This is a genomic window from Mycobacterium innocens, assembly GCF_900566055.1.
GTDB classification, from domain to species: Bacteria; Actinomycetota; Actinomycetes; order Mycobacteriales; family Mycobacteriaceae; genus Mycobacterium; species Mycobacterium innocens.
Window position 1 is genome coordinate 42,406 of record NZ_UPHQ01000256.1, and the last position, 26,550, is coordinate 68,955.

25 protein-coding genes and 1 pseudogene are annotated in these 26,550 nt (G+C 66.2%); 6 read left to right on the plus strand and 20 right to left on the minus strand.

Translation table 11 applies throughout. The features are described from left to right. Positions 1–5 precede the first annotated feature (5 nt). Together mhuD and EET03_RS24935 are read left to right on the plus strand one after the other, a co-directional pair. On the plus strand, positions 6–323 hold the full coding sequence (gene mhuD / locus EET03_RS24930) for a mycobilin-forming heme oxygenase MhuD (protein WP_023368509.1): 318 nt from the start codon (positions 6–8) through the stop codon (positions 321–323). Beyond that, the gene (locus tag EET03_RS24935) at positions 286–1,662 is read left to right on the plus strand and encodes a serine hydrolase (RefSeq protein ID WP_425271559.1); all 1,377 of its coding nucleotides are present in this window, start codon (positions 286–288) and stop codon (positions 1,660–1,662) included. Before mhuD ends, EET03_RS24935 begins: the two co-directional genes overlap by 38 nt. 4 nt (positions 1,663–1,666) lie before the next feature. Here EET03_RS24935 and EET03_RS24940 read toward each other — a convergent pair whose 3' ends face one another. The 18 genes from EET03_RS24940 to EET03_RS25025 form a co-directional block, all read right to left on the minus strand. Continuing rightward, a complete protein-coding gene (locus EET03_RS24940; protein ID WP_075541692.1) occupies positions 1,667–2,218 on the minus strand; it encodes a histidine phosphatase family protein in 552 nt (183 codons plus the stop codon). Positions 2,219–2,225: 7 nt separating this feature from the next. Beyond that, positions 2,226–3,017 (minus strand): CbtA family protein, encoded by a 792-nt coding sequence (locus EET03_RS24945; protein WP_075541691.1) that lies wholly within the window; start codon positions 3,015–3,017, stop codon positions 2,226–2,228. Between the two features lie 19 nt (positions 3,018–3,036). Continuing rightward, positions 3,037–3,246, minus strand: coding sequence for a CbtB domain-containing protein (locus tag EET03_RS24950; protein ID WP_063468841.1), 210 nt, complete (start codon positions 3,244–3,246; stop codon positions 3,037–3,039). 265 nt (positions 3,247–3,511) lie between these two features. Further along, positions 3,512–6,058, minus strand: a complete 2,547-nt coding sequence (gene clpC1 / locus EET03_RS24955; RefSeq protein ID WP_063468840.1) for an ATP-dependent protease ATP-binding subunit ClpC — start codon at positions 6,056–6,058, stop codon at positions 3,512–3,514. 301 nt (positions 6,059–6,359) lie between these two features. Beyond that, a complete protein-coding gene (gene lsr2 / locus EET03_RS24960; RefSeq protein WP_023368518.1) occupies positions 6,360–6,698 on the minus strand; it encodes a histone-like nucleoid-structuring protein Lsr2 in 339 nt (112 codons plus the stop codon). Positions 6,699–6,813: 115 nt separating this feature from the next. After that, positions 6,814–8,313, minus strand: coding sequence for a lysine--tRNA ligase (gene lysS, locus EET03_RS24965; protein WP_075541690.1), 1,500 nt, complete (start codon positions 8,311–8,313; stop codon positions 6,814–6,816). Between the two features lie 107 nt (positions 8,314–8,420). Next, the gene (locus EET03_RS24970) at positions 8,421–9,239 is read right to left on the minus strand and encodes a type III pantothenate kinase (protein ID WP_075541689.1); all 819 of its coding nucleotides are present in this window, start codon (positions 9,237–9,239) and stop codon (positions 8,421–8,423) included. Between the two features lie 2 nt (positions 9,240–9,241). Next, positions 9,242–9,661 carry an aspartate 1-decarboxylase gene (gene panD / locus EET03_RS24975; RefSeq protein WP_063473145.1) on the minus strand — a complete coding sequence of 140 codons (420 nt, stop codon included), beginning with the start codon at positions 9,659–9,661 and terminating at the stop codon, positions 9,242–9,244. Next, the gene (gene panC / locus EET03_RS24980) at positions 9,661–10,599 is read right to left on the minus strand and encodes a pantoate--beta-alanine ligase (RefSeq protein ID WP_075541688.1); all 939 of its coding nucleotides are present in this window, start codon (positions 10,597–10,599) and stop codon (positions 9,661–9,663) included. The genes panD and panC overlap by 1 nt, the downstream gene beginning before the upstream one ends. Further along, entirely contained in the window at positions 10,596–11,507 is a 912-nt protein-coding gene (locus EET03_RS24985; protein WP_075541687.1) for a Rossmann-like and DUF2520 domain-containing protein, read from the minus strand. The genes panC and EET03_RS24985 overlap by 4 nt, the downstream gene beginning before the upstream one ends. Positions 11,508–11,590: 83 nt before the next feature. Beyond that, positions 11,591–12,970: a DUF6779 domain-containing protein gene (locus EET03_RS24990; protein WP_075541686.1), complete on the minus strand. Its 1,380-nt coding sequence runs from the start codon at positions 12,968–12,970 to the stop codon at positions 11,591–11,593. Positions 12,971–13,080: 110 nt separating this feature from the next. Continuing rightward, entirely contained in the window at positions 13,081–13,557 is a 477-nt protein-coding gene (locus EET03_RS24995) for a DUF3180 domain-containing protein (protein ID WP_075541685.1), read from the minus strand. Beyond that, complete coding sequence (gene folK, locus EET03_RS25000) at positions 13,557–14,084, minus strand: 2-amino-4-hydroxy-6-hydroxymethyldihydropteridine diphosphokinase (RefSeq protein WP_063473150.1); 528 nt, start codon at positions 14,082–14,084, stop codon at positions 13,557–13,559. The genes EET03_RS24995 and folK overlap by 1 nt, the downstream gene beginning before the upstream one ends. Beyond that, a complete protein-coding gene (gene folB, locus EET03_RS25005) occupies positions 14,081–14,482 on the minus strand; it encodes a dihydroneopterin aldolase (protein WP_075541684.1) in 402 nt (133 codons plus the stop codon). Before folB ends, folK begins: the two co-directional genes overlap by 4 nt. Beyond that, a complete protein-coding gene (gene folP, locus EET03_RS25010) occupies positions 14,475–15,317 on the minus strand; it encodes a dihydropteroate synthase (RefSeq protein ID WP_082274507.1) in 843 nt (280 codons plus the stop codon). The genes folB and folP overlap by 8 nt, the downstream gene beginning before the upstream one ends. Beyond that, positions 15,314–15,922: a GTP cyclohydrolase I FolE gene (gene folE / locus EET03_RS25015; protein ID WP_075541682.1), complete on the minus strand. Its 609-nt coding sequence runs from the start codon at positions 15,920–15,922 to the stop codon at positions 15,314–15,316. Before folE ends, folP begins: the two co-directional genes overlap by 4 nt. Before the next feature lie 17 nt (positions 15,923–15,939). Further along, positions 15,940–18,180, minus strand: coding sequence for an ATP-dependent zinc metalloprotease FtsH (gene ftsH, locus EET03_RS25020; protein WP_075541681.1), 2,241 nt, complete (start codon positions 18,178–18,180; stop codon positions 15,940–15,942). A 335-nt stretch (positions 18,181–18,515) separates the two neighbouring features. Continuing rightward, the gene (locus EET03_RS25025) at positions 18,516–18,929 is read right to left on the minus strand and encodes a VOC family protein (protein ID WP_075541723.1); all 414 of its coding nucleotides are present in this window, start codon (positions 18,927–18,929) and stop codon (positions 18,516–18,518) included. Between the two features lie 404 nt (positions 18,930–19,333). On the opposite strand from EET03_RS25025, the gene EET03_RS25030 reads away from it, so the two are divergent. The 4 genes and pseudogenes from EET03_RS25030 to EET03_RS25045 all read left to right on the plus strand — a co-directional run. Beyond that, positions 19,334–20,299 (plus strand): alpha/beta fold hydrolase, encoded by a 966-nt coding sequence (locus EET03_RS25030; protein ID WP_075541680.1) that lies wholly within the window; start codon positions 19,334–19,336, stop codon positions 20,297–20,299. Then, positions 20,293–21,486 (plus strand): LLM class flavin-dependent oxidoreductase, encoded by a 1,194-nt coding sequence (locus EET03_RS25035; RefSeq protein WP_075541679.1) that lies wholly within the window; start codon positions 20,293–20,295, stop codon positions 21,484–21,486. The genes EET03_RS25030 and EET03_RS25035 overlap by 7 nt, the downstream gene beginning before the upstream one ends. Continuing rightward, positions 21,486–22,505, plus strand: a complete 1,020-nt coding sequence (locus EET03_RS25040) for a zinc-binding dehydrogenase (protein WP_075541678.1) — start codon at positions 21,486–21,488, stop codon at positions 22,503–22,505. Before EET03_RS25035 ends, EET03_RS25040 begins: the two co-directional genes overlap by 1 nt. Before the next feature lie 265 nt (positions 22,506–22,770). Next, positions 22,771–23,687, plus strand: a pseudogene (locus EET03_RS25045) (adenylate/guanylate cyclase domain-containing protein); the annotation flags it as partial. A 355-nt stretch (positions 23,688–24,042) separates the two neighbouring features. On the opposite strand, the gene EET03_RS25050 reads toward EET03_RS25045, so the two are convergent. Together EET03_RS25050 and EET03_RS25055 are read right to left on the minus strand one after the other, a co-directional pair. Further along, the gene (locus tag EET03_RS25050) at positions 24,043–25,284 is read right to left on the minus strand and encodes a PPE family protein (protein ID WP_075541675.1); all 1,242 of its coding nucleotides are present in this window, start codon (positions 25,282–25,284) and stop codon (positions 24,043–24,045) included. Positions 25,285–25,297: 13 nt separating this feature from the next. Then, positions 25,298–25,597, minus strand: a complete 300-nt coding sequence (locus tag EET03_RS25055) for a PE family protein (RefSeq protein ID WP_063473161.1) — start codon at positions 25,595–25,597, stop codon at positions 25,298–25,300. Positions 25,598–26,550 lie beyond the last annotated feature (953 nt).

The following is a 26,550-nucleotide window of genomic DNA, read 5'->3' on the forward strand; positions in this document are numbered from 1 at the left end:
ACGACATGCCAGTGGTGAAGATCAACGCAATCGAGGTGCCTGCCGGCGCTGGCCCCGAACTGGAGAAGCGTTTCGCCCACCGCGCGCATGCGGTGGAGAATTCTCCCGGTTTCCTCGGGTTTCAGTTGCTACGTCCGGTCAAGGGCGAAGACCGCTACTTCGTGGTGACACACTGGGAGTCCGATGAAGCATTCCAGGCCTGGGCGAACGGGCCGGCCATCGAAGCCCATGCCGGCCACCGGGCCAACCCCGTGGCGACAGGCGCTTCGCTGCTGGAATTCGAGGTTGTACTCGACGTTGCCGGGACTGGCGAAGCGAAATAGCCGGCACGCGGCGCCGCGCCGTGCGTTGGCGTTAGGCGCCGCTGCCGCATTAGTGGTCACCCTGGCTCCCGGTTGCGCGCACTCGCCCACCCCAACCGCTAACGCAGCGGATCCAGGGCGCCGCATCGACACCAGAACACCACCCGGCCTGCGCGCCCAGCAGACCGTGGACATGCTCAACTCGGATTGGCCGATCGGCCCCGTGGGCGTCGGCACCCTGGCGACGCCCGGGCAAATCGGCTCCGTCGAGCGCACCATGGCAGAGCTGTGGTGGGACCGCCCGTTCACCGTCGAGGGCGTAGCCATCGGCGCCAGTGTGGCCACGCTGCATCTCATTTCGTCTTACGGTGCGCGGCAAGACATTCGGATCCATACCGACGACCAGGGCCAGGTCGATCGGTTCGATCTCGAGACCCAACCACCGTCGGTCGGCTCGTGGCGCGACGTCGACGCCGTGTTGAGCCGAACCGGCGCCCGCTATTCGTACCAAGTCGCCAAGGTGACCAACGGCAACTGTGACCCGGTAGCGGGCACCAATACCCGCGAATCCTTGCCTCTTGCTTCGATTTTCAAATTGTACGTGTTGCACGCCCTGGCGGACGCGGTGAAGGACGGCACGGTATCCTGGGACGAAATGCTCACCGTGACCGCCAAGAGCAAAGCGGTGGGCTCGTCGGGTCTGGAACTGTCGCCCGGGGCGCATGTTTCGGTTCGCACCGCCGCCGAGAAGATGATCGCCACCAGCGACAACATGGCCACCGACTTGCTGATCGAGCGGCTGGGCACCCACGCTATCGAGGAGGCGCTGGCAACCGCCGGCCATCACGACCCGGCGAGCATGACACCGTTTCCCACAATGTACGAGCTGTTCTCCGTCGGCTGGGGTCAACCGGATGTGCGTGACCAATGGAAGCACGCATCCCAGCAAGTCCGCGCTCAGTTGCTGCAGCAGGCGAATGCCACGCCCTACCAACCTGATCCAACGCGTGCCCACACTCCGGCCTCCACCTACGGCGCGGAGTGGTACGGCAGCGCCGAGGACATCTGCCGGGTGCACCTGGCCCTGCAGGCCGACGCGGTTGGTCCGGCCGCCCCGGTCAGGCAGATCCTGTCGGCAGTTGCGGGTATCCAACTGGATCGCAACGAATGGCCTTACATCGGCGCGAAAGCCGGTGGCCTGCCAGGGGACCTGACCTTCAGCTGGTATGCCGAGGACAAGACCGGTCAGCCGTGGGTGGCGAGCTTCCAGCTGAACTGGCCCCGCGATCACGGACCGACGGTGACCGGATGGATGCTGGAGGTCGCCAAGCAGGTCTTCGCATTGGTGGGTCCGCGATAGGTAGCTACAGCCGCAGCGTCCACCGATGCCCGCGGTAGTGCATGACGGTTCGGCTGACTGGCGCTATGTCGATGCGCCAGAACGAATTCGGTGGACTGTCGAGCGCCAGCAGGATCGCCGCCCGGATCACCGCGGGATGGGTCACCGCCACGGTGTTGCCGACCAGCGACGCCAGCCATCCGGCTACCCGGTCGATCAGGTCGACGATGGACTCACCGCCGTGCGGTGCCTCGGCGGGTTCCGTAAGCCACGCCTGAAGCTGATGGTCGTCAACGTGCTCAAGGCCGGCGCCCCGCCAACATCCGCAGTCGAGGTCGGCCAGCCGCGGCTCCGTCGCGGCCCGTAGTCCCAACAGCTGAGCCGTTTGCCGGGTCCGCCGCTCGGGTGCGGCCAGTTGGGTAACGCCAGGCACTCCGGGCCTGACCTCGATGGGCCCAGCGGTTTCGGCCTGGCGACGGCCGGCGTCGTTGAGCGGCTCGTCAGCCGGAAACCGCCCGACCGCCATGGCATCGGTCATCGCGTGCGACACCAATGTCAGTTTGGTGATGTGGTTCACTGGCGGGTCACGCCGCGATGCTCGCCCCCCGTCTCGTCCCGGCCGGCCCATCCAGCAGCCGCCGCGCCAGCGTCGAAAAGACCACTCCGATCGCCGCCCACAGCACCACCTGGGTGCCCAGCGACGCCAGCCTGAATTCGTAGAGAACATCGGCCGGGAAACCCGGATAGATGATCGTTCCGCCGGCGTCGCGCATCGGCCCGGGTATCTCGTCGACTGTCGGCAATACCAGCATGATCAGCGCAGTCGCCGCGATGTAGGCACCGACACCTGAAAGCCCGGCGTTCCACGCACCCAGCCGGGGAGCCAATCGGCGGCACAGCCACACCGCGCCGATCGCCAGCCCCACCGACGCCACCACCATCACCAGGTACCACAGGGTGCGGGACCCGATGGTGTCCGCCTGACCCACGGCCGGTGGGTTTGGCGGATACTTCAGAAAGGGCACCAGATACACCGCGACAACGGCTCCGGCTGCCAGACGAATCGAAAGCCTTTGCGGTCCACCGTTTCTGGTCCCAGAGTAGGCGAGGCAGAACAGCACGGCGAACAACGCACCCATGGCGATGCCGAAAATCAGGACACCGAAACCCAATCCGGCGTTGCCCTGCACGCCGCGGCTGAACAATTCGACACCGTGCTCGTGCACGCCCTGAGCGTGCACAGCATCGGTGCGGCCGTCCTCGTATTCGATTGCACGGCCGATGACGGGCTCGGCAAACACGCGAGCGAACACAAACGCCAGCACGGCGCCCACCGCGCCGGCCAGGAGTCCGCACGCTATCAGACGCTTCTCCATGGTGTCAGCCCTGGACGACTCAGTGGCAGGGGAAGCCGAGCAGATGCCTTGCGTCGTGGAAGAACTCGTGCACATGCGAGTCGCCACCGAACAGTGAGACCGCGCCCTGGTCGAAGCCAACAAAATAGATGGCCAACAGCGCCAGAACCGCGGTGGCCGCCAACCATAGCGCGGCGCTTACCGCCGACACATCAACCGGCAGGGCGGGGGTTGCCTGGGAATTCGCCACGGGTGGACTCCTTCTGGGGATCTCGCGTCCCACGTTGGGTGCTAGTGACGGGCAACGGGTCTGACTGTGCACAGTGGCGCGACCGTTCTGGAGTCTCACCAGATTCCGTTGCCGTCGTCGACACCGGTCAGTGTAAACCGCTCAAGCGTTGCCGGTCGACGGTCCGGCAAGCAGACGGCCCTGCCGAGGCGCCCAGGTGTGGGCATGTCTCGGCAGGATCGCTCAATTGTCCGCCCGCACGCGCGCGAGCGCTACTGCGTGGCTACTACTGCGAGGTCGGCCCGGGACCCCCGGCGCTAGGTGCTCCGGCCTTGGCCAGATCCGGCTCGGCCGGCGGCTTGCGGGTGCCCGTGAAGGTGAACACCGCATCCTCGCCGGCGCCTTCGCCGTCCCAGTTGTCCACGTCGACGGTGACGATCTGTCCAGGCCCGACCTCCTCGAAGAGGATCTTCTCCGACAACTGGTCCTCGATCTCGCGCTGGATGGTGCGCCGCAGCGGGCGGGCACCCAACACCGGGTCGAAGCCGCGCTTGGCCAGCAGTGACTTGGCCTTGTCGGTCAGCTCCAGCGCCATGTCCTTGCTCTTGAGCTGGCCCGCGACCCGGTTGATCATCAGGTCGACCATCTGGATGATCTCGTCGCGGGTCAGCTGGTGGAAGACGATAATGTCGTCGATGCGGTTGAGGAACTCCGGGCGGAAGTGCTTCTTGAGTTCGTCATTGACCTTCTGCTTCATCCGCTCGTAGTCGTTCTCACCGCCGCCCTTGGTGAACCCGAGGCCGACGGGCTTGGAAATATCGGATGTCCCCAGGTTGGACGTGAAGATCAGCACGGTGTTCTTGAAGTCGACCGTGCGGCCCTGACCGTCGGTGAGCCGGCCGTCCTCGAGCACCTGCAACAGGCTGTTGTAGATCTCCTGGTGCGCTTTCTCGATCTCGTCGAACAAAACCACGCTGAACGGCTTGCGCCGCACCTTCTCGGTGAGCTGACCCCCCTCCTCGTAGCCGACATACCCAGGCGGAGCACCGAACAGCCGCGACGCGGTGAACCGGTCGTGGAACTCACCCATGTCGATCTGGATGAGCGCGTCGTCGTCACCGAACAGGAAGTTGGCCAGCGCCTTGGACAGCTCGGTCTTACCCACACCGGACGGGCCAGCGAAGATGAACGAGCCCGACGGGCGCTTGGGGTCTTTCAGCCCGGCGCGAGTACGCCGAATGGCTTTCGAGACAGCTCGCACGGCGTCCTCTTGCCCGATGATCCGCTTGTGCAGCTCGTCTTCCATGCGCAGCAGCCGGGTGGTCTCGGCCTCGGTGAGCTTGAACACCGGGATACCGGTCCAGTTGCCCAGCACCTCGGCGATCTCGTTGTCGTCCACCTCGGCGACCACATCGAGATCGCCTGAGCGCCATTGCTTTTCGCGTTCGGCGCGCCGGGCGACCAGTTGCTTCTCGCGGTCGCGCAGGCTGGCGGCTTTCTCGAAGTCCTGGGCGTCGATCGCCGATTCCTTCTCCCGGCGCGCGTCGGCGATCTTCTCGTCGAACTCGCGCAGGTCCGGCGGCGCGGTCATCCTGCGGATTCGCATCCGGGCCCCGGCCTCGTCGATCAGGTCGATCGCCTTGTCCGGCAGGAACCGGTCGTTGATGTAGCGGTCAGCCAACGTCGCCGCGGCCACCATCGCGCTGTCGGTGATGGACACCCGGTGATGGGCCTCGTAGCGGTCGCGCAGACCCTTGAGGATCTCGATGGTGTGCTCCACCGTCGGCTCGCCCACCTGCACGGGCTGGAAGCGGCGCTCCAGGGCGGCGTCCTTCTCGATGTACTTGCGGTACTCGTCGAGCGTGGTGGCGCCGATCGTTTGAAGTTCACCGCGGGCCAGCTTGGGCTTGAGAATGCTTGCCGCATCGATGGCACCCTCGGCCGCGCCCGCCCCGACCAGAGTGTGCAGCTCGTCGATGAACAGGATGATGTCGCCCCGGGTGTTGATCTCCTTGAGCACCTTCTTGAGGCGTTCCTCGAAGTCACCGCGGTAGCGCGAGCCCGCCACCAAGGAGCCGAGGTCCAGCGTGTAGAGCTGCTTGTCCTTGAGCGTCTCGGGAACCTGGCCGTGCACGATGGCCTGCGCGAGGCCTTCGACGACGGCGGTCTTGCCGACACCGGGCTCGCCGATCAGCACCGGGTTGTTCTTGGTGCGCCGGCTCAGCACCTGCATCACCCGCTCGATTTCCTTCTCGCGGCCGATGACCGGGTCCAGCTTGCCCTCCATGGCGGCCGCCGTCAGGTTGCGGCCGAACTGGTCGAGCACCAGCGAGGTGGACGGTGTGCCGGATTCGCCGCCCCGGCCACCGGTGCCGGCCTCGGCAGCTTCCTTGCCCTGGTAGCCGGACAGCAGCTGGATGACCTGCTGACGCACCCGGGTCAGCTCGGCGCCCAGCTTCACCAGAACCTGAGCCGCTACGCCCTCACCCTCGCGGATCAAGCCCAGCAGAATGTGCTCGGTGCCGATGTAGTTGTGGCCCAGCTGCAGCGCCTCGCGCAGGCTCAGCTCGAGGACCTTCTTGGCGCGCGGAGTGAACGGGATGTGCCCGGACGGCGCCTGCTGGCCCTGGCCGATGATCTCTTCGACCTGGCTGCGGACCCCTTCCAGCGAGATACCCAGCGACTCCAGCGACTTGGCGGCTACGCCCTCGCCTTCGTGAATAAGACCCAACAGAATATGCTCGGTGCCGATGTAGTTGTGGTTCAGCATCCGGGCCTCTTCTTGCGCCAGGACGACGACCCGGCGGGCACGGTCGGTAAATCGTTCGAACATCGGCGGTTACCTGCTCTCCTCATCGGTACTTTGGTCGGCCCCGAGCCAGTCCGGCTCGGCCCCGCGTACCTGCTGTCCACTGTAATGGTCGGCCCGCCAGGGTTCATAACCTTGCGGTGCCTAGCGGTTCCGCGGCGCGGACCTCTGTCCGCGTGGCACCTCTTACTTCAGAACCGCACCACGTCAACGAGGAGAATCGCCGCTATGTTTCCGGTGCCGACCGGCGGCAAGTTCGCCACCAGCGAAAGCGACACAGCACCGGCGCCCAGGCTTGGAGCCTGGGCGCCGGTGTGAGCGATTGCTAGGTTGCGGCGTGGAAAGCGTCGATGACGTCAGCCGGGATGCGGCCCCGAGTCGACACGTTGTGTCCATTGCGACGCGCCCATTCCCGGATCGCGGCGCTTTGTTCGCGATCGATCGCGCCGCGGCCGCGACCGGAGCCGGAACGCCCGCGCCGGCGACCGCCGACACGACGGCCGGCCTCCACCCATTGCTTCAAGTCGCCGCGCAGTTTCGCGGCATTCTTAGAAGAAAGGTCAATCTCATAGGTCACCCCGTCAAGCCCGAATTCGACCGTTTCGTCGGCGGCGCCGGAACCGTCGAAATCGTCGACCAAGGTGACGGTTACTTTCTTCGCCATTGGCTTACCCTCGCGTTTCTTCCCGTGCAGTTACCGTGCAGGATGGATAGACTCCCCGGTCACTAATCTGCCATAAGAACGTGAAATACTCAATCTGGACACATCGGCGGGCAGTTCAGTTGCAGTGCGGTCGAACAATCGGGAACAAAACTGTCTCCCTAATTGACAGGCCGGTCAAAGCCATCAGCAACCGATCGATACCCATTCCCGTTCCGGTACACGGCGGCATCCCGTACTCCAGGGCTGCCAGAAAATCCTCGTCGAGCAACATCGCCTCGTCGTCGCCCGCGGCCGCGGCGCGGGCCTGGTCAGCGAGTCTATCCCGCTGTACCACCGGATCGTTTAATTCAGAGTACCCGGTGGCCAGTTCGACTCCGTGCAGGTAGAGGTCCCACTTCTCGGTTACTCCGGCGATACTGCGGTGCTGGCGGGTCAATGGCGTTGTCTCTACCGGAAAATCCTTCACAAATGTGGGTGCGGTCAACGTGTTGCCCACGGTGTGCTCCCAGAGTTCCTCGACGAGTTTGCCGTGACGGTAGCCACCCTTGTCCAGAATCTCTTCATCGAGTCGACGCGCGATCTCGCGTAACCGATCGACCGACGTCTGCGGTGTGATCTCTTCGCCGAGAGCCGCCGACAGGGAGGAATACATCTGGATTGTCGCCCATTCTCCGTCGATGTCGTAGACACTGCCGTCGGGCATCGGAAGTTGTCGGGTGCCGATCGCCTCGTCGGCTACCTCTTGAATAAGCTGCCTGGTGACCACTGCGGAATCGTCATAGGTTCCATAGGTCTGGTAGGTCTCCAACATCGAGAATTCCGGGGAATGTGTAGAATCGGCGCCTTCGTTTCGGAACACCCGATTTAGTTCGAAGACCCTGTCGAAGCCGCCGACTATGCAACGCTTGAGGAACAGTTCCGGCGCGATACGAAGGTAGAGGTCCATGTCGAGAGCGTTGGAATGGGTGACGAACGGCCGGGCTGCCGCGCCGCCGGCTAGCGTCTGCAACATGGGCGTCTCGACCTCGACGAACCCCCGGCGTTCCAGCGCATTCCGTAGCGCTCGGATGACGGCAATCCGCTGCCGGGCCACCTCACGCGCCTGCGGGCGGACGATCAGGTCGACATAGCGCTGCCGTACCCGCGCCTCCTCGCTCATCTCCTTGTGCGCGACGGGCAGCGGTCGCAGCGACTTGGCGGCCATCCGCCACGAGTCGGCGAGAACCGACAATTCGCCTCGCCGTGAACTGATCACGGTGCCGTGCACGTACACGATGTCGCCGAGATCGACATCGGCTTTCCACGCGTCGAGGGCTTCCCGGCCGACCTTGTCGAAGCTGATCATCACCTGTAGGCGGGTGCCGTCGCCGTCCTGGAGTGTCGCAAAGCACAGTTTTCCGGTGTTGCGGGCGAAGACCACCCGGCCCGCGACACCGACGATGTCGTCGGTCGCGGTGTCGACGGGCAGGTCTGGGTGGGCGGCGCGGACCTCGGCCAAGGTATGGGTGCGTTCGATGGCAACCGGGTAGGGGTCATGCCCTTCTGCCAATAGCCGAGCACGCTTGTCCCGACGGATGCGGAACTGCTCGGGAATGTCTGTCTCGGCCGAGTCCACGACCTGCCAGCTTAAGGGGTCGAGTCTGCGCTCACGGCAGCGAGCCTGCGCTGACGGCGTGACTGCCGGGCTCGCGGCGCGCGCTGTACGCAGACTCGCTGCGGGTTCTAGCGCGTGCTCTTCAACCGGCCCCCCTGGGCGTCGCGGTTTCGTTCGAAGACGAGCCGCAGCCCATGCAGGGTCAGGTACTGGTCATAGTGGTCGACGGTATGCAGTTCCGGCAGCAGCAGCGACGCGGTGTGCCCGGTGGCCACGACCGCGACGTCGTCGGTGGCGGAGAAACCCTTGACGTCTTCGCGGATGCGTCCAACCAAGCCGTCGACCAGCCCGGCGAAGCCGAACACCGCGCCGGCCTGCATGCATTCGACGGTGTTCTTGCCGACGACCGAACGCGGCCGGGTCAGCTCGACGCGGCGCAGCGCGGCCGAGCGGGCGGCCGCGGCGTCGGAAGACACCTGCACGCCGGGCGCGATGGCACCGCCGAGGAATTCGCCCTTGGCCGATACCACGTCCACGCAGATCGACGATCCGAAATCGACGACGATGGCGGCCTTACCGAACTTGTGATGGGCCGCCAGGCAGTTCACTATCCGGTCGGCGCCCACTTCTTTGGGGTTGTCGACCAACAGCGGGATACCGGTTCGCACCCCCGGTTCGATCAGCACGTGCGGGACCGACGGCCAGTACTGGTCGAGCATGATCCGCACCTCATGCAGCACCGACGGGACCGTGGACAGACCGGCCGCACCGGTGAGCCGCTCGGAGTCGTCGCCGATCAGGCCGTCGATGGTGAGCGCCAATTCGTCGGCCGTGACTTCGGATTCGGTGCGTATCCGCCACTGCTGCACCACCTTTGCGTGCTGCTTGGCTCCGGACAGCAGGCCGACGACGGTGTGGGTGTTGCGGACGTCGATCGCCAGCAGCACGGCTACCGTGCACCCATCCGCGGGTTCATCAGCTCGGCGGCGTTGTCGGGCACATAAGCCGGATCGCTGCCCAGGTCAATCTGTTTGTTGTGGGCGTCGACGAACACGATCCGCGGTTTGTAGGCGCGCGCCTCGGCATCCGACATGGTCCCGTAGGCGATCAGGATCACCAGGTCGCCCGGGTGCACGAGATGAGCGGCGGCACCGTTGATCCCGATGACGCCGCTGCCGCGCTCGCCGGTGATCGCATAGGTGACGAGGCGGGCCCCGTTGTCGATGTCGACGATCGTCACCTGTTCACCCTCGAGGAGATCAGCGGCCTCCATCAAATCGGCGTCGATGGTCACCGACCCGACGTAATGCAAGTCCGCCTGCGTCACCGTCGCGCGGTGGATCTTCGACTTCAGGATTGTCCGTAACATCAATTCCTCCAAGGTGATTGGGCATAGTGTGCCCGGGATTCGTCCGGCCCGAGGGTGCCGGCGACATTTCCGATCTGGATTTCCACGTTGTCCAGCAGCCTGGTCGCGCCGACGCGCGCCGCAACCAGCAGCCGGGCTGATCCGCCAGCGGACGCCGGGCCGAGCCCGGCGTCGCGCAACTCCACATAGTCGACCGCGATCCCAGGCGTGCCGTCGAGCACCGCGCGGGCCGCGTCCAGCGCGGCCCGGGCACCGGCGCCGGCTAATGCAGCCGCATGTGCCCCGGCCGTCAGCGCCGCCGACAGCGCGACCGCCGCTTCCCGCTGAGCCGGGTCCAGGTAGCGGTTGCGCGACGACATCGCCAGCCCGTCGGCCTCCCGCACGGTCGGCACCCCAACCACCTGCACGTCGACGTTCAGGTCGGCCACCATCTGCCGGATGAGTACCAGCTGCTGATAGTCCTTCTCGCCGAAATAGGCCCGGTCGGGCCGGATGATCTGCAGCAGTTTGAGCACCACGGTCAGCACACCCGCGAAATGGCCTGGCCGCGCGCTGCCTTCCAGGTCGGCGCCCAGCGGCCCGGGTTGCACGGTGGTGCGCATCCCGTCGGGGTACATCGCCGCAGCCGTCGGCGCGAACACGATCTCCACGCCTTCGGCACGCAGCTGCGCCACGTCGTCCTCGAGGGTTCGGGGGTAGGCGTCGAGATCCTCCCCGGCGCCGAATTGCAGCGGGTTGACGAAGATCGACACCACGACCACCGAGCCGGGTATCCTCTTGGCCGCGCGCACCAGCGCAAGATGACCCTCGTGCAGGGCGCCCATCGTGGGCACCAGCATCACGCGCCGGCCGGTGTGCCGCAGCGCCCGGCAGACGTCGCTGACCTGGCGTGGCACCGAGTACCGGTTGAGTTCGCCCGGGTTGAAGCTGACTTTCACCGCGCCAACACCTCGACGACTTCTTGGGGCGCATGCGCCCGCTGCGCGGTCCGCAGCGCGGTCACCCGGTAGGCGTGGGCCAGTTGCGGATCGACGCCGGTCAGCGCGGCTAAGTGCCCGGCGACCGCGGCCGCATCACCACGGGCGATCGGCCCGGTCAGCGCGGCCTGCCCGCGCTGCAGTGTGTTCTCCAGCGCCGCGCGGGCCAGCGGTCCGATGATGCGTTCGGAGATACCCGCGGGCTGGTCGTCGACGCACTGTTGGCCCAGCAGTTCGCTGCCGCGCAGCGCGGCGCGCAATGCCTCGAGAGCGTCCGCGAGGACCGTCACGATGTGGTTGCTCGCGTGGGCCAGCGCCGCATGGTAAAGGATGCGGGCGTCCTCGCGGACACTGAACGGCTCCCCGCCCATTTCCAGTACCAGCGATTGGGCAATCGCATATCCGACGCCGTCGGCCGCGGTGATCCCGAAGCAGGTATCCGGCAGCCGGCTGATGTCCTCGTCGGACCCGGTGAAAGTCATCGCCGGGTGAATGGCCAGCGGTATGCAGCCCTGCCGGGTCAGCGGTGCCAGGATCCCGATCCCGTTGGCGCCGGAGGTGTGCGCCACAAGTGTCCCGGGCCGCACCGCCGAGGTGGCTGCCAAGCCGGACACCAAACCCGCCAGTTCGCTGTCGGGCACCGCCAACAGCAGTAGCTCGGCCGCGGCAGCGACGTCCGGCGGCGGCAATACCGGGGTGTCGGGCAGCCGGCGCCCGGCGCGTTGCAGCGACGCATGGGAGACGGCGCTGCAGGCCACCACAACGTGGTCGGCACGCTCCAGCGCCACTCCTAATGCGGTGCCTACCCGGCCGGCGGAGACGATCCCCACTTTGAGCCTGGCCGGGCGCAATCCGTCGAACTGCACCATCGCAGACGACCTCACAGGTTTCTTTCGTTCGTTCCAGTCCCTTGACTGAGCGGGTACCGGACGGTCACTAAAACTGTAGTCGATCAGCCGCTGCGGCGGCGACGCCGCCCACCACCCGACGGCTGGACCTGCAGCCGGGCCAGCAGGTCCGCGACCGACTGACCACCGGTTTGCGCGTCGGAGCCATGTGCTCCGGCCGCGGGCTCTGGCTCCGGGCTGCGATGGCGGGCAGCCGGTTCTGGAGGCGGCGGCGCGGCCAGGCGGGGCGGCGGCGGGGCAGTGGGCCGCGCAGGTGCCGGTGGAGGCGGAGGTGGGGCGGCGTAGGGAGGCGGAGCGGCGACCGGACCTGGGCCTTCCGCCCTGCGGGCGGATCCCAAGCTCCCCACGCCATGGTCGCGGTACTCCGTCGAATGGCGAGATCGTGATCGGCGACCACCGTAATCTCCGGGCACCTCGACGTGGTCCAGGTTGATGTCCCCCTGATCTTCTTCCGGTCTGGTATGCCGGTAACGCCGTCGGCGGCCCGACGGCTGGGCAGGCGGCGCGGCGGCGGGTTCCCCGGACGCCCAGTGGCTGCCGGGCGCCCCGGGTGGTAACCACTGTCCATCGGCGGCGACGGGTTCCCGCGACGGTTCCGATTGCGGCTCCGGTTGTGGCGGCGGAGCCGGCGGGGGCGGTGGCCGGTGACGGGGCTCATACCGCGGACCGGGCGGAGCCGGCGCGGTTTCGTAGGGCAACCCGACCCGCTCGGCGGAGTGTTTCGTTCCCGCGGGCTCGGCGGGCGGCGGCAACGGTCCCGCTGGTGGAACATCCCGGTCGTCGTATGGGGGCATTCCCACCTCGGGCACGTCGATGATCGCTTCCTCGGCACGGTTGACCGCGTCACCCGGGCGAACCACCGCAACCCGGTCGATGGATACCCAGTCGGCAGACGGGCCCCGCCCATTCTGGACCCGATCGGCCACCGCACGTGAGCGGCGCGCCTCTGTTGCCCCCGTCTTGTCCAAGGGCTCCAGCGCCGGACGGTGTTCGAAGTCCGTGTCGAACAAGATCTCCAGACTGGTCCGCAACGCAGTCAGTTCCGCCCGCAGCGCGGCCACCTCGTCGGCGGCCGCACCGCGCAGCTCTACGGCCAGCTCGCGACGCAGCTGCGACTCCACCGTCAGCTGGTACTCGCGGCGAGCCGAGATTTCGCGATCCAACTGCAAGTCGTAAACCAGCTTCAGATCCCGCGTCCGCGCCTGCTCCGCATCGGCTTGCCGGCGGTACAGCACCGACACGAAAGCACCGGCGACGGCAGCCCACAGCGCCAGGATTACCGCGAGCTTGAGCAGTTCCACGCGGTTGGTGAAAACCAGTGCCGAACTGGCCGCAATCGCGAGGACCAGCAACGTCGTCAAGAGCACCCAACCCGGCCTGCGGCCGCCGCGCCGGACCCGGGCGCCGCGGGACAGAACGGTCATGGCCTGACTGTACCCGGGCAGCGCCGTCCGCGTGTCGCGCCGGTCCGGCGATTCTTCAGCCGATTCGACGAGGCCGCCAGCAACGTCGGCGAGCGATGGCGAGCAACCGGCTAGGTTTCGGCTCCCTCGCCGCCCTCGGTGGGATCCTGCGGAGACTTGCAGCAATGTTGCAGCCACAGCGCGGCAACCACCAACGCCAGTGCGCTGCCGGCCGCCACGACGGTTCCGGTGGTGTCCTCGACGGCAACCCGCTGCCATGACCGCCGCGGCAACAGGAACACCAACACCCCGATCCACCAGCCCAGCACCAGGGCGCCCACCCACGCCGACGCTTTGGCGACCATCAGACTGCGGGCCACCGCGAGCGGGTGCAGCCGGCCGGGCCCGTCGCCGATCTCGCCGTCAACGATCTTGGCCCGAATGTAGCGAGCCCACAGCGCCTCGGCGATCGCGACGCCGAGCAGCGACAGCCCGGTCCACACCGTGATCTGCGGAAACCACCGGAACAGCACGATGACCAGCAGATAACCCACCACCGCAGCCGCGATCACCGCGGCCATCAGATCGCGTTTGCGGGTGGGCCCCATCAGTTTCCCAAGGTCAGGGGCGTCAACCGGACACTCGCCCGATCGGCGGGCTCCAGCTCGGCCAGCAGCTCGGCGACGGGTCGCGGACCGTCCGGCATCGGCACTTCAGCCGCAGGATCGACGTCCAGCCACGGGATCATCACGAAAGCCCGCAGGTGTGCCAGTGGGTGCGGCAGCCGCAGATCGCTGTCGTCGGTAAGCACGTCCACCCGGCCGGACGGGGTGATCTCGGCGCAGGTGACCAGGTCGACGTCCAGCGTTCGCGGACCCCAGCGCTCGTCGCGCATCCGGCCCGCGGCCCGCTCGAACTCGTGAGCCCGGCACAGCCACGCGTGGCAGTCACGACTCGGGTCGTCGGCAATCAGCACCGCATTGAGAAACGGATCCTGCTCGATGCCGCCCCACGGGTCGGTCTCGTACACCCGGGACGCGGCGACAAACGCATCACCGAGCCCGTCGACAACCGACCGAAGATGCGCGAGGCGGTCACCGAGGTTCGAGCCGATCGACAGCACTACCCGCGTCATACCGCCCCGCCCGCGGGGACCACCGAACCGCGGCCACCACGCCGCGACCGCCGAGTCACCACCGCTACGTCGGCGAACGGCAGCGGGATGGGAGCCTGCGGCTTGTGCACCACCACCTCGACGGCGTGCACGCGCTGGTCTTCCATCACCTCGTCGGCGATCTCGGCGCCGACCGTTTCGATCAGGTTGCGCGGTGTCCCGCCGACGATCTCGCTGGCCCGCTGCGCCAGCCGGATGTAGTCGTAGGTGTCGGCCAAATCGTCGCTGCGGGCCGCGTCGACCAGATCGATCCATATGGTGATGTCGACGACGAAGCGCTGCCCGGCCACCCGCTCGTGGTCGTAGACTCCGTGTCGACCGTGAACAATCAAGCCGCGCAGCTCAATTCGGTCAGCCATCGCGCCCGGTCCCGTCAACTCGCTGCCATGCTTCGACCACCTTGAGGGCGTCGACCGTCGCCCGCACATCGTGTACCCGCACGCCCCAAGCCCCGTGCAGGGCAGCCAGCGCCGAAATCACCGCCGTGGCCGTCTCGCGCCCGGCAGGCGGGCGGGTGGTGCCGTCGGGCCCGGCCAGCAAGCTACCGAGAAAGCGCTTGCGTGAGGCACCCAGCAACACCGGAAACCCGGTGGCGACCAACTCCGGCAGGGCATGAAGAAGTGCCCAATTGTGTTGTCCCGTCTTGGCGAATCCGAGCCCCGGATCGATCACCAGGTTCGCCGGATCGACGCCGGCGGCTACCGCGTCGTCAACGGCTGCCATCAGCTCGGCACGCACTTGCGCCACCACGTCGCCGTAGTCGGGCACCTGGTGCGGGTTGGCCGCCGACACCGGCCGCCAGTGCATCAGTACCCACGTCACCCCGGCTTCGGCCACCAATGGCGCCATCGCCGGATCGGCCCGGCCGCCGGACACGTCGTTGACCAGCTGCGCGCCGTTTTCCAGTGCCGAGCGCGCGACGCCGGCGTGCATAGTGTCGATGCTGACGGTGACGCCTTGGGCGGCAAGCTCTTTGACCACCGGGATGACGCGGGCCGTCTCGACACCCGGGTCGACGCGGGCCGCGCCGGGCCGAGTGGACTCACCACCGACGTCGACGATGTGTGCGCCGTCGGCGACCAGCGCCAAACCGTGCTCGACGGCACCGCCGGCATCGAGGTAACGCCCGCCGTCCGAGAACGAGTCGTCGGTGACGTTGACGACACCCATGACCTGCACAGGCGCCGGGCTCACTTACGCAGGATGAGATCGAGCGCTTCGGCTCGAGAAGCGGCATTGGTCTTGAACTGGCCACGCACCGCTGACGTCGTCGTGATCGCTCCGGGCTTGCGGACCCCGCGCATCGCCATGCACAGATGCTCGGCCTCGACGACGACGATGACCCCCCTGGGTTCCAGCTTCTTTACCAGCGCATCGGCGATCTGGCTGGTCAGCCGCTCCTGCACCTGCGGCCGCTTGGCATACAGGTCTACCAGCCGGGCGATCTTGGACAGCCCGGTCACCCGGCCGTCCTCGCCCGGGATATAGCCGACATGGGCCACACCGTGGAACGACACCAGATGGTGTTCGCACGTGGAGTACAAGGGTATTAGCTTGACCAGTACCAGCTCGTCGTGATCTTCGTCGAACATGGCGTTGAGCACCGTCTCGGGGTCGGTGTAGAGCCCGGCGAAGATCTCCTTGTAAGCGCGGGCGACGCGTGCCGGAGTGTCCCGTAGACCGCTCCGGTCCGGGTCCTCGCCGATCGCGTACAGCAATTCACGAACGGCGGCCTCGGCGCGCGGCTGGTCGAAAGCCCGCGGAAGGGACGACGTGGGGCGGGAATCCAGCTGCGTCATGGGAATCCTCCGTTTCGTCAGCCGTGCGCCGACGGATTGGACCGGCTGACGTCCTTATTCTGCTGGTCGGACGGCTCGTCGGGGTCCGGTTCGGATTTTTCCGGCAGGCGATAACCCGGCGCCGGCTGCGGCCAGCTGGACGACGACGGTGGGGGCCATCCCGGAGCGTGCCAGTCGGCCGGTGCCCCGTAGTCGGGCTGGTAGGCGGATCTGTCCCGGTCCAAGCCGTTGGCGCCGCTACCGGCTCCTGACGGGGCAGCCTGTGCTGCTTCAGCCGCCTGGGTAGCCCGCGCGATCGCTTGCTTGAACGCCGGCTCTTGAAGCGGCGGTGGCCACGGCTCACCGCGTTCCATGGCGAGCTCGCCGGGTGTCTTGATGGGCGGCTTGTCCGAGGGAATCCGGCCGCCGAAGTCGTCGAACACGGTGAGCCGGGGCCGCTTTTCGACATTGGAGAAGATGGCCTCCAGCTCGGGCCGGTGCAGGGTTTCCTTTTCCAGCAGCTCGCCCGCCAGCGTGTCGAGCACGTCGCGGTATTCGGTGAGGATCTCCCACGCCTCGGTGTGCGCCGCCTCGATCAGCTTGCGCACTTCCTCGTCGATTTCGCGGGCAACCTCGTGCGAGTAGTCGGACTGCGTGCCCATCGAACGGCCCAGGAACGGGTCGCCGTGCTCGGTGCCGTACTTGACCGCCCCGAGGCGGGCGCTCATGCCGTACTCGGTGACCATCGCGCGGGCCACCTTGGTCGCCTGCTCGATGTCGGACACCGCGCCGGTGGTCGGCTCGCGAAACACCAATTCCTCGGCGGCGCGCCCACCCATCGCGAACACCAGCTGCGCGATCATCTCGGAGCGGGTCCTGAGGCCCTTGTCCTCCTCGGGAACCGCCACCGCGTGGCCGCCGGTGCGTCCCCGGGCCAGGATCGTCACCTTGTAGACGGGGTCGATGTCGGGCATCGCCCAGGCCGCCAGGGTGTGGCCGCCCTCGTGATAGGCGGTGATCTTCTTCTCGTGCTCGCTGATGATCCGCCCTTTGCGGCGTGGGCCGCCGATCACCCGGTCGACCGCCTCCTCCAAGGCGGGACCGGTGATGACGGTGCCGTTCTCCCGGGCGGTCAGCAGCGCCGCCTCGTTGATGACGTTGGCCAGGTCGGCCCCGGTCATGCCGACGGTCCGTTTGGCCAGCCCGTCGAGGTCGGCGTCCGGGCCGATCGGCTTGCCCTTGGAATGCACTTGCAGCACCGCGCGGCGACCCGCCAGGTCCGGGTTGGACACCGGGATCTGCCGGTCGAAGCGGCCGGGCCGCAACAGCGCCGGGTCCAGGATGTCGGGCCGGTTGGTGGCCGCGATCAGAATGACGCCGGCACGCGGGTCAAAGCCGTCCATCTCGACCAGGAGCTGGTTGAGCGTCTGCTCGCGCTCGTCGTGGCCGCCGCCCAGGCCGGCGCCGCGCTGGCGGCCCACCGCGTCGATCTCGTCGACGAAGATGATGCAGGGGTTGTTCTGTTTGGCCTGATCGAACAGGTCCCTTACGCGCGAGGCGCCGACACCGACGAACATCTCGACGAAGTCGGACCCGGAGATGGTGAAGAACGGCACGCCTGCCTCGCCTGCAACGGCGCGGGCCAGCAGCGTCTTGCCGGTGCCCGGTGGACCGTACAGCAGAACACCCTTCGGGATCTTGGCGCCGAGCGCCTGGTAACGGCCGGGGTTCTGCAGGAAATCCTTGATCTCGTAGAGTTCCTCGACGGCTTCGTCTACGCCGGCAACGTCGGCGAACGTCGTCTTGGGCATGTCCTTGTTAAGCATCTTGGCCCGCGACTTGCCGAAACCGAAGCCCATCCGCGCGCCGCCCTGCATGCGGGAGAACATCACGAACAGCCCCACCAGCAGCAGCAGGGGAAGCACATAGACCAGCAGCTCGCCCAGGATGCTGCCCTGGTTGACGACGGTGCTGACCTTGGCGTTTTTCGCGGTCAGCGCGTTGAACAGGTCGACGGCGTAGCCGGTGGGGTATTTGGTGATGACCTTGTCGGATCCGTCTGTGTCGTTGTTGCCCTTCTTCAGGGTCAGCCGCAGCTGCTGCTCACGGTCATCGATTTGCGCGCTCTTGACGTTGTCGCTGTTGATCTGAGCCACCGCCACCGAGGTGTCGACGGGCTTGTAACCGCGGGTGTCGTCACTGAAATAGAAGAACGACCAGCCCAGCAGCACCACGACAGCGATCGCCGTGATGGTGCGGATCACGTTTTTTCGATTCATCAATCATCGGCCGTGCCGGCCAGGTCCTTCCGGATTCACGCAGCTGGAAATGTCAAGGTTACCGCCCCGTGGCGATCGCAAGCCCGGCGCAGGCCGGGCGCAGCGGGTCGCCACCATCGTTCCCGTGGCGATCGCAAGCCCGGCGCAGGCCGGGCGCAGCGGGTTGCCACAGTCCTGCTGCGTCAACGACCGGCGGTTCCCGCCAGGATCCCGAGCATCTCAACCGCCGCTGGGATATTGGTCACATCAGCGCCCACGGTGGCTGGCCACCGCCATCCAGCTTGAGGTGGCCCGCAGGTCGCACTGCCGTGGCGCTCGGCGATACGGCGGGCCGGTTACTCGTAGTAGCGCGCCTCGATCACATTGCCGTCCGGATCGGCGAAGTAGTAGCCCTGTGGCGCCCAGCCGCGAGCACCGAAGCTTAGGTTCAGCCGCGCGCCGGTGTCGATGCCCGCTGCCTGCAGACGTCGGTCCAGGGCGTCGTACTCGGACTTCGACAGGGCCAGACAGACGTGGTTGACCGGATGGCCCGCGCTGCCGGCGACCCTCGTCATCGACTCGGTAGCGGCGGCACTTTGCACGGGGATGAGGTCGATGATGGAGTCCTCGCACACCCGCACGCTCGGGAACGGCGCAGTTCCACCTTCGAACTCGTCGAACCGTACCGGCGTAAGCCCGACCACCCTGGAGTAGAAGTCCATTGCCGCCCGCACGTCTTTTGTCCATAGCACTATGTGGTCCAGCCGCATCAGCCGATGATGCGCGGCGCCGGTCACGATATCCAGTCGGCGGTTCCGCCTGACGTGCTGATCCTCGCACCCAGCGTGAACATGCAGCAGGTTCGCGCTCGGGGAACACTAGGATGGTGCTGATTTAGTCACCGCGCTCTGCGGAGTCCTAGTTCCGGCAACCACATCTTTCACATTGGTCTTTGGCCGACCCGATGCACAATTTGCCCGCCTTTCAGCGACAAGCCGAGGAGCGCAACGGAATTGTCGCTGATAGGCGAGCACAACGAACACCCCAAACCCGTGGAGACTGATGTGGCTGATGAAAAGTCGCAGTTGCGTCCAACAACTCGGGCCACCAGATCAGCATCGTCCAGCCAGATGGGGCCTTCCCCGGTCCGGTGCCGTTGTGATTTGGTGAGACGGTGGCTCCATCAACCGAACGGTTAGTCGACACCAATGGTGTGCAGCTGCGGGTGGTCGAGGCCGGAGATCGCGGCGCGCCCGTGGTGATACTGGCGCACGGCTTTCCCGAGCTGGCCTACTCGTGGCGACACCAGATTCCGGCCCTGGCCGACGCCGGCTACCACGTGCTGGCTCCGGATCAACGGGGCTATGGGGGTTCGTCGCGTCCGGAGGCGATCGAGGCCTACGACATTCACCAGTTGACGGCCGACCTGGTGGGGCTGCTCGACGACGTGGGCGCGGAGCGCGCGGTCTGGGTGGGTCACGACTGGGGCGCCGTCGTGGTGTGGAATGCGCCGCTGCTACACCCCAACCGGGTCGCGGGAGTCGCCGCATTGAGCGTTCCACCGTTGCCCCGCGCCCAGCTGCCGCCCACTGAGGCGTTTCGCAAGACGTTCGGCGAGAACTTCTTCTACATCCTCTATTTCCAGCAGCCGGGTGTGGCCGATACTGAGCTCGATGGTGACCCGGCCCGCACGATGCGCCGGATGATCGGCGGTTTGCGGCCACCGGGCGACCAGAGCTCGGCATTGCGCATGCTGGCGCCGGGACCTGAGGGCTTCATCGACCGGCTGCCGGAACCGGACGGGCTGCCGGACTGGATCAGTCAGGACGAACTGGACCACTACATCAGCGAATTCGCCCGCACCGGTTTTACCGGCGGGCTCAACTGGTATCGCAATTTTGACCGCAACTGGGAGACAACGGCCGAACTCGCTGACGCCAAAATCTCGGTACCGTCACTGTTTATCGCCGGGACCGCGGACCCGGTGCTGTCCTTCACCCGTACCGACCGCGCTTCGCAGGTGATTACCGGCCCCTACCGCGAGGTGCTGATCGACGGCGCCGGGCACTGGTTGCAGCAGGAGCGGCCCGACGACGTAAACGCGATACTGCTCGAGTTCCTCAACGGGGTGCAATGGTGACGGTTGCGCCGCTTCGCTTCGGCGTCTTCATCACGCCGTTTCACCCAACCGGCCAATCCCCCACGGTGGCACTGGAATACGATATGGACCGGGTGGTCGCGCTGGACCGGCTGGGCTTCGACGAGGCCTGGTTCGGCGAACATCACTCCGGCGGCTACGAGCTGATCGCCTGCCCGGAGGTCTTCATCGCGGCCGCGGCCGAACGGACCAAGCACATCCGGCTGGGCACCGGAGTGGTCTCCCTGCCCTACCACCATCCGCTGATGGTGGCCGACCGCTGGGTGCTGCTGGATCATTTGACCCGTGGCCGGGTCATGTTCGGCACGGGCCCCGGCGCGCTGCCATCGGACGCCTACATGATGGGCATCGATCCCATCGACCAGCGCCGGATGATGCAAGAATCTCTCGAGGCGATTCTCGCCTTGTTCCGTGCCGCGCCAGACGAGCGCATCGACCGCCATTTCGACTGGTTCACCCTGCGGCAGGCGCAACTACACATCCGGCCGTACACCTGGCCATACCCTGAGATCTCAACGGCGGCAATGATTTCTCCGTCCGGGCCAAGGCTGGCCGGAGCACTGGGCACGTCGCTGCTGTCACTGTCGATGTCGGTGCCCGGCGGGTATGCGGCGCTGGAGAACACCTGGGGAGTGGTGTGCGAGCAGGCCGCCAAAGTCGGACGGGACGAGCCCGATCGCCGCGACTGGCGAGTGCTGTCCATCATGCATCTGGCGGACACCCGGGACCAGGCTCTCGACGACTGCACCTACGGGTTGCCCGATTTCTCGAAGTACTTTGGCGCAGCAGGATTTGTCCCGCTATCCAACGCGGTCGAGGGCGCGCAATCCACCCGGGAGTTCGTCGAAGAGTATGCCGCCAAGGGGAATTGCTGCATCGGCACACCTGAGGACGCGATCGCCCACATCGAGGACCTGATGGGCCGCTCGGGCGGCTTCGGAACCCTGCTGTTGCTCGGCCACGACTGGGCCGCGCCACAAGCGACTTTCCACTCCTATGACCTGTTCGCCCGCACAGTGATCCCATATTTCAAAGGCCAGCTCGAAGCGCCCCGCGCGTCGCACGAGTGGGCCAAGGGCAAGCGTGAGGACTTGATCGGCCGCGCGGGCCAGGCGGTCGTCAAGGCCATCAACGAGCACGTGGCCGAGCACCAAGGCGGTAAAAGCTGATGCGCGCCTCGGTCTTACGCAATGTACGCATGGTGTACCGGGACGACGCGCCTGACCCAGTACCCGGCCCGGGCCAGGTACTGGTCAAGGTGCTGGCATGCGGTATCTGCGGTTCTGACCTGCATTTCGCCGCGCACGGCGAGGAGATGCTGGCGCTTACCGATCAGATGTCGCGTGGCGCCGGCGGACCCAACGTCGATCTGAGCCGTGACGTCTTCATGGGTCACGAATTCAGCGCCGAGATACTCGAAGCGGGACCCGATACCGAAACCCAGCCATCCGGAACGTTGGTCACGTCGATTCCGGTGTTGCTGTCGGCCAAGGGTTTCGAGCCGATCATCTACAGCAACGACACGATCGGCGGCTATGCCGAACAGATGCTGCTGTCGGCCCCGCTGCTGCTGCCCATTCCGAATGGCCTCGATCCCAAACATGCCGCCCTCGCCGAACCCATGGCGGTGGGATTGCACGCCGTCAACAAGTCGGGCATTGCCCCCGGCGAGGCGGCCCTGGTGCTTGGTTGCGGTCCGATCGGTATGTCCATCATCGCAGCACTTCGGTTGCGTGGGGTTGAAACCATTGTGGCAGCCGACTTTTCATCGAAGCGACGGGAACTGGCCACGACGATGGGAGCGCATCGGACGGTAGACCCGGCACAGGGCTCGCCATTCGACACCGTCAAGGCTGCAGTCGTTTTCGAGGCGATCGGCGTGCCGGGGATCATCGATGAGGTGTTGCGACGGGCACGGCCGGGCACGCGGCTGGTCGTCGCAGGAGTGTGCATGCAGACCGACACCATGCATCCGTTCTTCGCGATTGCCAAGGAGATCAACGTGCAATTCGTGCTCGCCTATGGCCCGGATGAATTCGCCGAGTCACTGCGTGCGATCGCCGAGGGCGGTATCGACGTCAGCCCGCTGATCACCGGGGAGGTCGGCCTGGACGGGGTCGGTGCGGCCTTTGACGACCTCACCGACCCCGAGCGGCACTGCAAGATTCTGGTCACGCCCCAGGCTTAGACCCAGCTGTCGTCGTCTCCGATCGGATCGCACCGTTCCGTTCGATTACCAGGAACCGGCAGCACGTGCACTCACCGCATTTGAGAACCCGAAATACCTTTGCCGACAACACCATTTGATGCATGCGCTCTAGGCCTGGCGCGGCCAGCCGCTGACTGTCGATTGAATTCAGCTATCCGCGCACGTGCCGTCAGAACCGGCCGCCAACAGCATCGGGCAGGGTGATCCGCCACGCCTGGCGCCCATGCCAATTACGCTCGACGCCGTGGCGGAAACGTCGTACGCATCCTGCGGTGATCTCAGCCTGGCATATCAGGTATTCGGCGACGGGCCCGTCGAGCTGGTCTGGCCCGGGTCGTTCGCAAGCCACGTCGAGCTGTATTGGACGATGCCCGAATTCGGGTCCCTGATGGAGAAGCCTGGGCACGTTCGCCCGGATCCTCTTGTTCGACAAGGCCGGGGTGGGGCTGTCGGATCCCGTCCCAAGAGTTCGCACGCTCGACGAACGAGCAGCCGAGATCGAGGCCGTCATGGATGCCGCCGGCTTCGGCAAGGCCGCCCTTCTCGGTGTGAGTGAGGGAGGCCCGGCCGCAATCCTCTTCGCCGCAACACGACCGGAACGAACGCGGGCGTTGATCCTCACCGGTACGACGGCGTACAACGCCGCTCAGAGCTGGGATGACCTCGAGCGCGACCCGGCGCAGCTGCGGGCGCGCGTGGTCCGTGAGCTGGCATCTCACCACGTTCGACGGCCCGACACAGGCCATCCGCTGCGCGGAAGCGTTGCGCGCTGACGCTGAGACGCTGGGCATCGAGATCCGCATAGGTATCCACACCGGCGAGTGTGAACTGCTGGACTGTGACATCGGGGGGATCGCGGTACACATCGCGGCGCAGATCCTCGGGCACGCAGGGGCGGGCGACATCCTGGTCTCCTGCACGGTCCGCGAGCTGGTCGTCGGCTCCGGCACCGGCTTCGAGGATCGCGGCAGCGTTGAGCTGCGCGGTGTGCCAGGCGCCTGGCAACTTCTGGCGGTCGAGCGTCACGGCGCGCGGGCTGGATCGGCCGAGGCGCAATTGGTGTCGACTGCCACCCCCGGCCGTCGCTCCACGATGCGCCGGTCGGATCGCGCAGTGGCGGTGATGACGAAGTGGACACCGTGGATACTGCGCGGGATTGCCCTGGTTCGCCGCGGCCACCGGTCGCAGATAACCGAGTTGCGTTCAGCCGCAATACGGTTTACGCCCACCACCGTTAGCAAACCACCACCGACGATGCTCGAAAACGGCGGTGCCGAACCATCACCAACGTTGCTCGACACGCTTTAGCGCAAACTATGACAGCAGCCGACCAGGCCTCATCCATGCCCGCTTCGCGCCAGGTCCGCTGCCTCGTCTACGGCGTTAACTTCGACAAGCCCGCCCATCTGCTCGACTTCTGGAAAGGCCGGAAAATCACGCCGGCATCTCAAGGCGCGCAAGCAAATCGGGACCAACGCCCTGGCAACGAATAACGACGCCGCGCAAGGGCCAGCCGTCATCCCCCGGCCGGCGGCTGTGGCACCACGGTCGGCTTGAATCCGTATCGGGGAGCGGCGAAGTGGGCTGCCATGCCGCGTCCGGCGCCAGAACCAGGCATCACCGGCAGCCCGCCGAACGCGCTTGCGGCGGGCTCTGCGGCCGCCGCGGCGCCGAGGTTGCTGATCGTCACGATGGGGTTGGCCGCCCCGACCGTGTTGGCCCAGGAAGCGGGCACCGACAATCCGCCGACTGACGCCGCCTTGCCGACGGCTCCCGCTATCCCGCCCAGCCCCGCACTCGGCAGGGCGGCAGGCAATGCCTCGATAGCCCCCTTGGCCGCCTTGGCGGCGGATTCGGCGCCCTCACTGGCCCACTTCGGCAGGTCGTGCGCGAGGCCGAAGTAGTCCTTCATCTGGGTGATCACGAGCCGAGCCGGAGAAACCCACCTATTGAACACGTCCATGGGCACGCTGCCGTCCACCGTTGCCGAACCGGTCAAGCCCTCAACCACATCGCCGAGCAAACCCGAAACGATGATCCCGTCGCCGTTGGAATTCCAGGCGTTCCCGCCGAGACCGAGGGCACCCAGCGGATTGCTGAGCCAGGGCGGTTCATTCGTCAGACCGGCCATCTGCGACAGCGACTTGGTGATCTGGGTCATTCCTTGCGCGGGCGCCGCCGACGCGCTCACCGCTTGCGCCACCGCGTTGGCCTGGGCGACCACCCCGGCCAGGTTGACCGTGGGAAGCGCCGGGCTGAACGGTGTCAGCGTCGTGGCTTGCGCGGATGCGCCGGCATAGCCATACATCGCGGCCGCGTCCTGGGCCCACATTTCGGCGTATTGCGCCTCCGTCGCCGCGATCGCCGCGGTGTTCTGGCCGAGAAAGTTGGTGGCCAACAGCGCCATCATCAACGCCCGGTTCGCCGCGACCTCTGCCGGCGGCACCGTCGCCATGAACGCCGCCTCGTAGGCAGTCGCGGCGGCCACGGCCTGGCCACCCGCCTGCTCTGCCTGTGCGGCGGTGCTCCTCAGCCACGCCACCTGCGGCATGGCGGCGGCCGCCATGGACGCCGCCGACGGCCCCTGCCACGGCCCGTCGGTCAGGGCGGTGACCAGCGCGTCATAGGAGGACGCGGTGGATTGCAGTTCGGCAGCCAGGGCATCCCAGGCAGCCGCCGCAGCCAGCATCGGCCCCGAGCCGGGCCCGGAATACATCAGCGCGGAGTTGATCTCCGGTGGTAACTGTGCAAAATCCATGACTTTCGGTCTCCTAGCCGACGGTGGCTACGTTGGCGGCCTCGGTAGCCGCGTACGAGCCGGCGCTGATGCCCAGGGTGGTCGCCAACTGCTCCTGCACCGCTACGGCCTGGGCGCTGATCTGCTGATACATCTGCGCATGCGTGGCGAACTGTGTGGCGGTCAGCAGCGACACCAGATCGGCTGCCGCCGGAACCACCCCGGTCGTCGGGCCTGCCGCGGCCGCATTCCCGGCACGGACTGCAAAGTTGATGGATTGCAGTTCAGTAGCGGTTGCAGCCAGCATGTCCGGCTGCGCGAGCATGATCGACATGAATATCCCTTCCCCATATTGCTTTAGCTCAACGACGTTCAACGGACAGTGACGCCGCTCATCGCTGAGGCACATCGCACGACACGCTAAGCCAGTCAGATAGGAACAACACAGGTTCCACCCAGCCTGTTCATTGCTGTGTCGATAACAATTCATTTGCTGTGCCAAACACGCAGGACAGATGAAACTAATTTATGAAACATATCTGAATCAAATATGATTAGAGTTTGATATGAAGTTCTGGGCGACGCCGGTGGGCGCGATATAGTAATCGGTTCGAACAGCGCATCCGCGCCGCCATTGACCGTCCGGCTAGCGCGTTCTCGAGCCCCAGATCCACTGCAGATGCGCCACACTCGCTGGACACACTGCTATCTGAGGTCACCATGCGACCCTGGGAGCCAATCACGGTGCGCCCACCACGGTGACGAGTTATGGCCGCGGAGACTCCGGCACTGCGGGTTGGCATGCGGCCACCGGTGTCAGCGGGCAGAGCCGGTCCGGTGCACCGATGCGGTCGCCCTTTACGCCTCGGATTTACGGCGGAAATGCGCGCCCAGACATTTGCTGTTGGAAATTGTTGCTCAATGTGCAGTCCGGGTTCGCGAAGCGACCCAGGCGCTTGCCGCCGTCGCCGAGCCGGCGCGTGACCCGGCTCACCCGGTTCAGCCATCCGGAGACCATTGAGCAACTAGGGTTGACAAAAATCATGTCCCAGTGCTACCTTCGCCTCCAGCATCGTTGTGATCGGGCTCACGATAGGTCTCACTCCCGACGGTTGCCAATGAGCTCGCACTAGTCCTCAAATAAGCGAGCCGGTGTGAGATGGGTGGCAGTATCGCACAGGCGTGCGATTTGGCTTGGCGGTGGGGCGGTTTGTGAGGGGGCGATGGCTGTTGTCAGGTGCGTGAGCGGTCGCAGTTTGGCTGGATCATTGGTTCTGCGTGAGGTTT

Coding starts and splice junctions, on each gene's coding strand:
- folB (WP_075541684.1), bottom strand. CDS start 14,482: ATGGCTGACCGAATTGAGCTGCGCGGCTTGATTGTTCACGGTCGACAC.
- EET03_RS24985 (WP_075541687.1), bottom strand. CDS start 11,507: ATGGTGCAGTTCGACGGATTGCGCCCGGCCAGGCTCAAAGTGGGGATC.
- ftsH (WP_075541681.1), bottom strand. CDS start 18,180: ATGAATCGAAAAAACGTGATCCGCACCATCACGGCGATCGCTGTCGTG.
- EET03_RS25035 (WP_075541679.1), top strand. CDS start 20,293: ATGGTGACGGTTGCGCCGCTTCGCTTCGGCGTCTTCATCACGCCGTTT.
- EET03_RS25040 (WP_075541678.1), top strand. CDS start 21,486: ATGCGCGCCTCGGTCTTACGCAATGTACGCATGGTGTACCGGGACGAC.
- EET03_RS25025 (WP_075541723.1), bottom strand. CDS start 18,929: ATGCGGCTGGACCACATAGTGCTATGGACAAAAGACGTGCGGGCGGCA.
- EET03_RS24995 (WP_075541685.1), bottom strand. CDS start 13,557: ATGGGGCCCACCCGCAAACGCGATCTGATGGCCGCGGTGATCGCGGCT.
- EET03_RS24945 (WP_075541691.1), bottom strand. CDS start 3,017: ATGGAGAAGCGTCTGATAGCGTGCGGACTCCTGGCCGGCGCGGTGGGC.
- folK (WP_063473150.1), bottom strand. CDS start 14,084: ATGACGCGGGTAGTGCTGTCGATCGGCTCGAACCTCGGTGACCGCCTC.
- clpC1 (WP_063468840.1), bottom strand. CDS start 6,058: ATGTTCGAACGATTTACCGACCGTGCCCGCCGGGTCGTCGTCCTGGCG.
- EET03_RS25050 (WP_075541675.1), bottom strand. CDS start 25,284: ATGGATTTTGCACAGTTACCACCGGAGATCAACTCCGCGCTGATGTAT.
- lsr2 (WP_023368518.1), bottom strand. CDS start 6,698: ATGGCGAAGAAAGTAACCGTCACCTTGGTCGACGATTTCGACGGTTCC.
- EET03_RS24990 (WP_075541686.1), bottom strand. CDS start 12,970: ATGACCGTTCTGTCCCGCGGCGCCCGGGTCCGGCGCGGCGGCCGCAGG.
- EET03_RS25055 (WP_063473161.1), bottom strand. CDS start 25,597: ATGTCGATCATGCTCGCGCAGCCGGACATGCTGGCTGCAACCGCTACT.
- folE (WP_075541682.1), bottom strand. CDS start 15,922: ATGACGCAGCTGGATTCCCGCCCCACGTCGTCCCTTCCGCGGGCTTTC.
- mhuD (WP_023368509.1), top strand. CDS start 6: ATGCCAGTGGTGAAGATCAACGCAATCGAGGTGCCTGCCGGCGCTGGC.
- panD (WP_063473145.1), bottom strand. CDS start 9,661: ATGTTACGGACAATCCTGAAGTCGAAGATCCACCGCGCGACGGTGACG.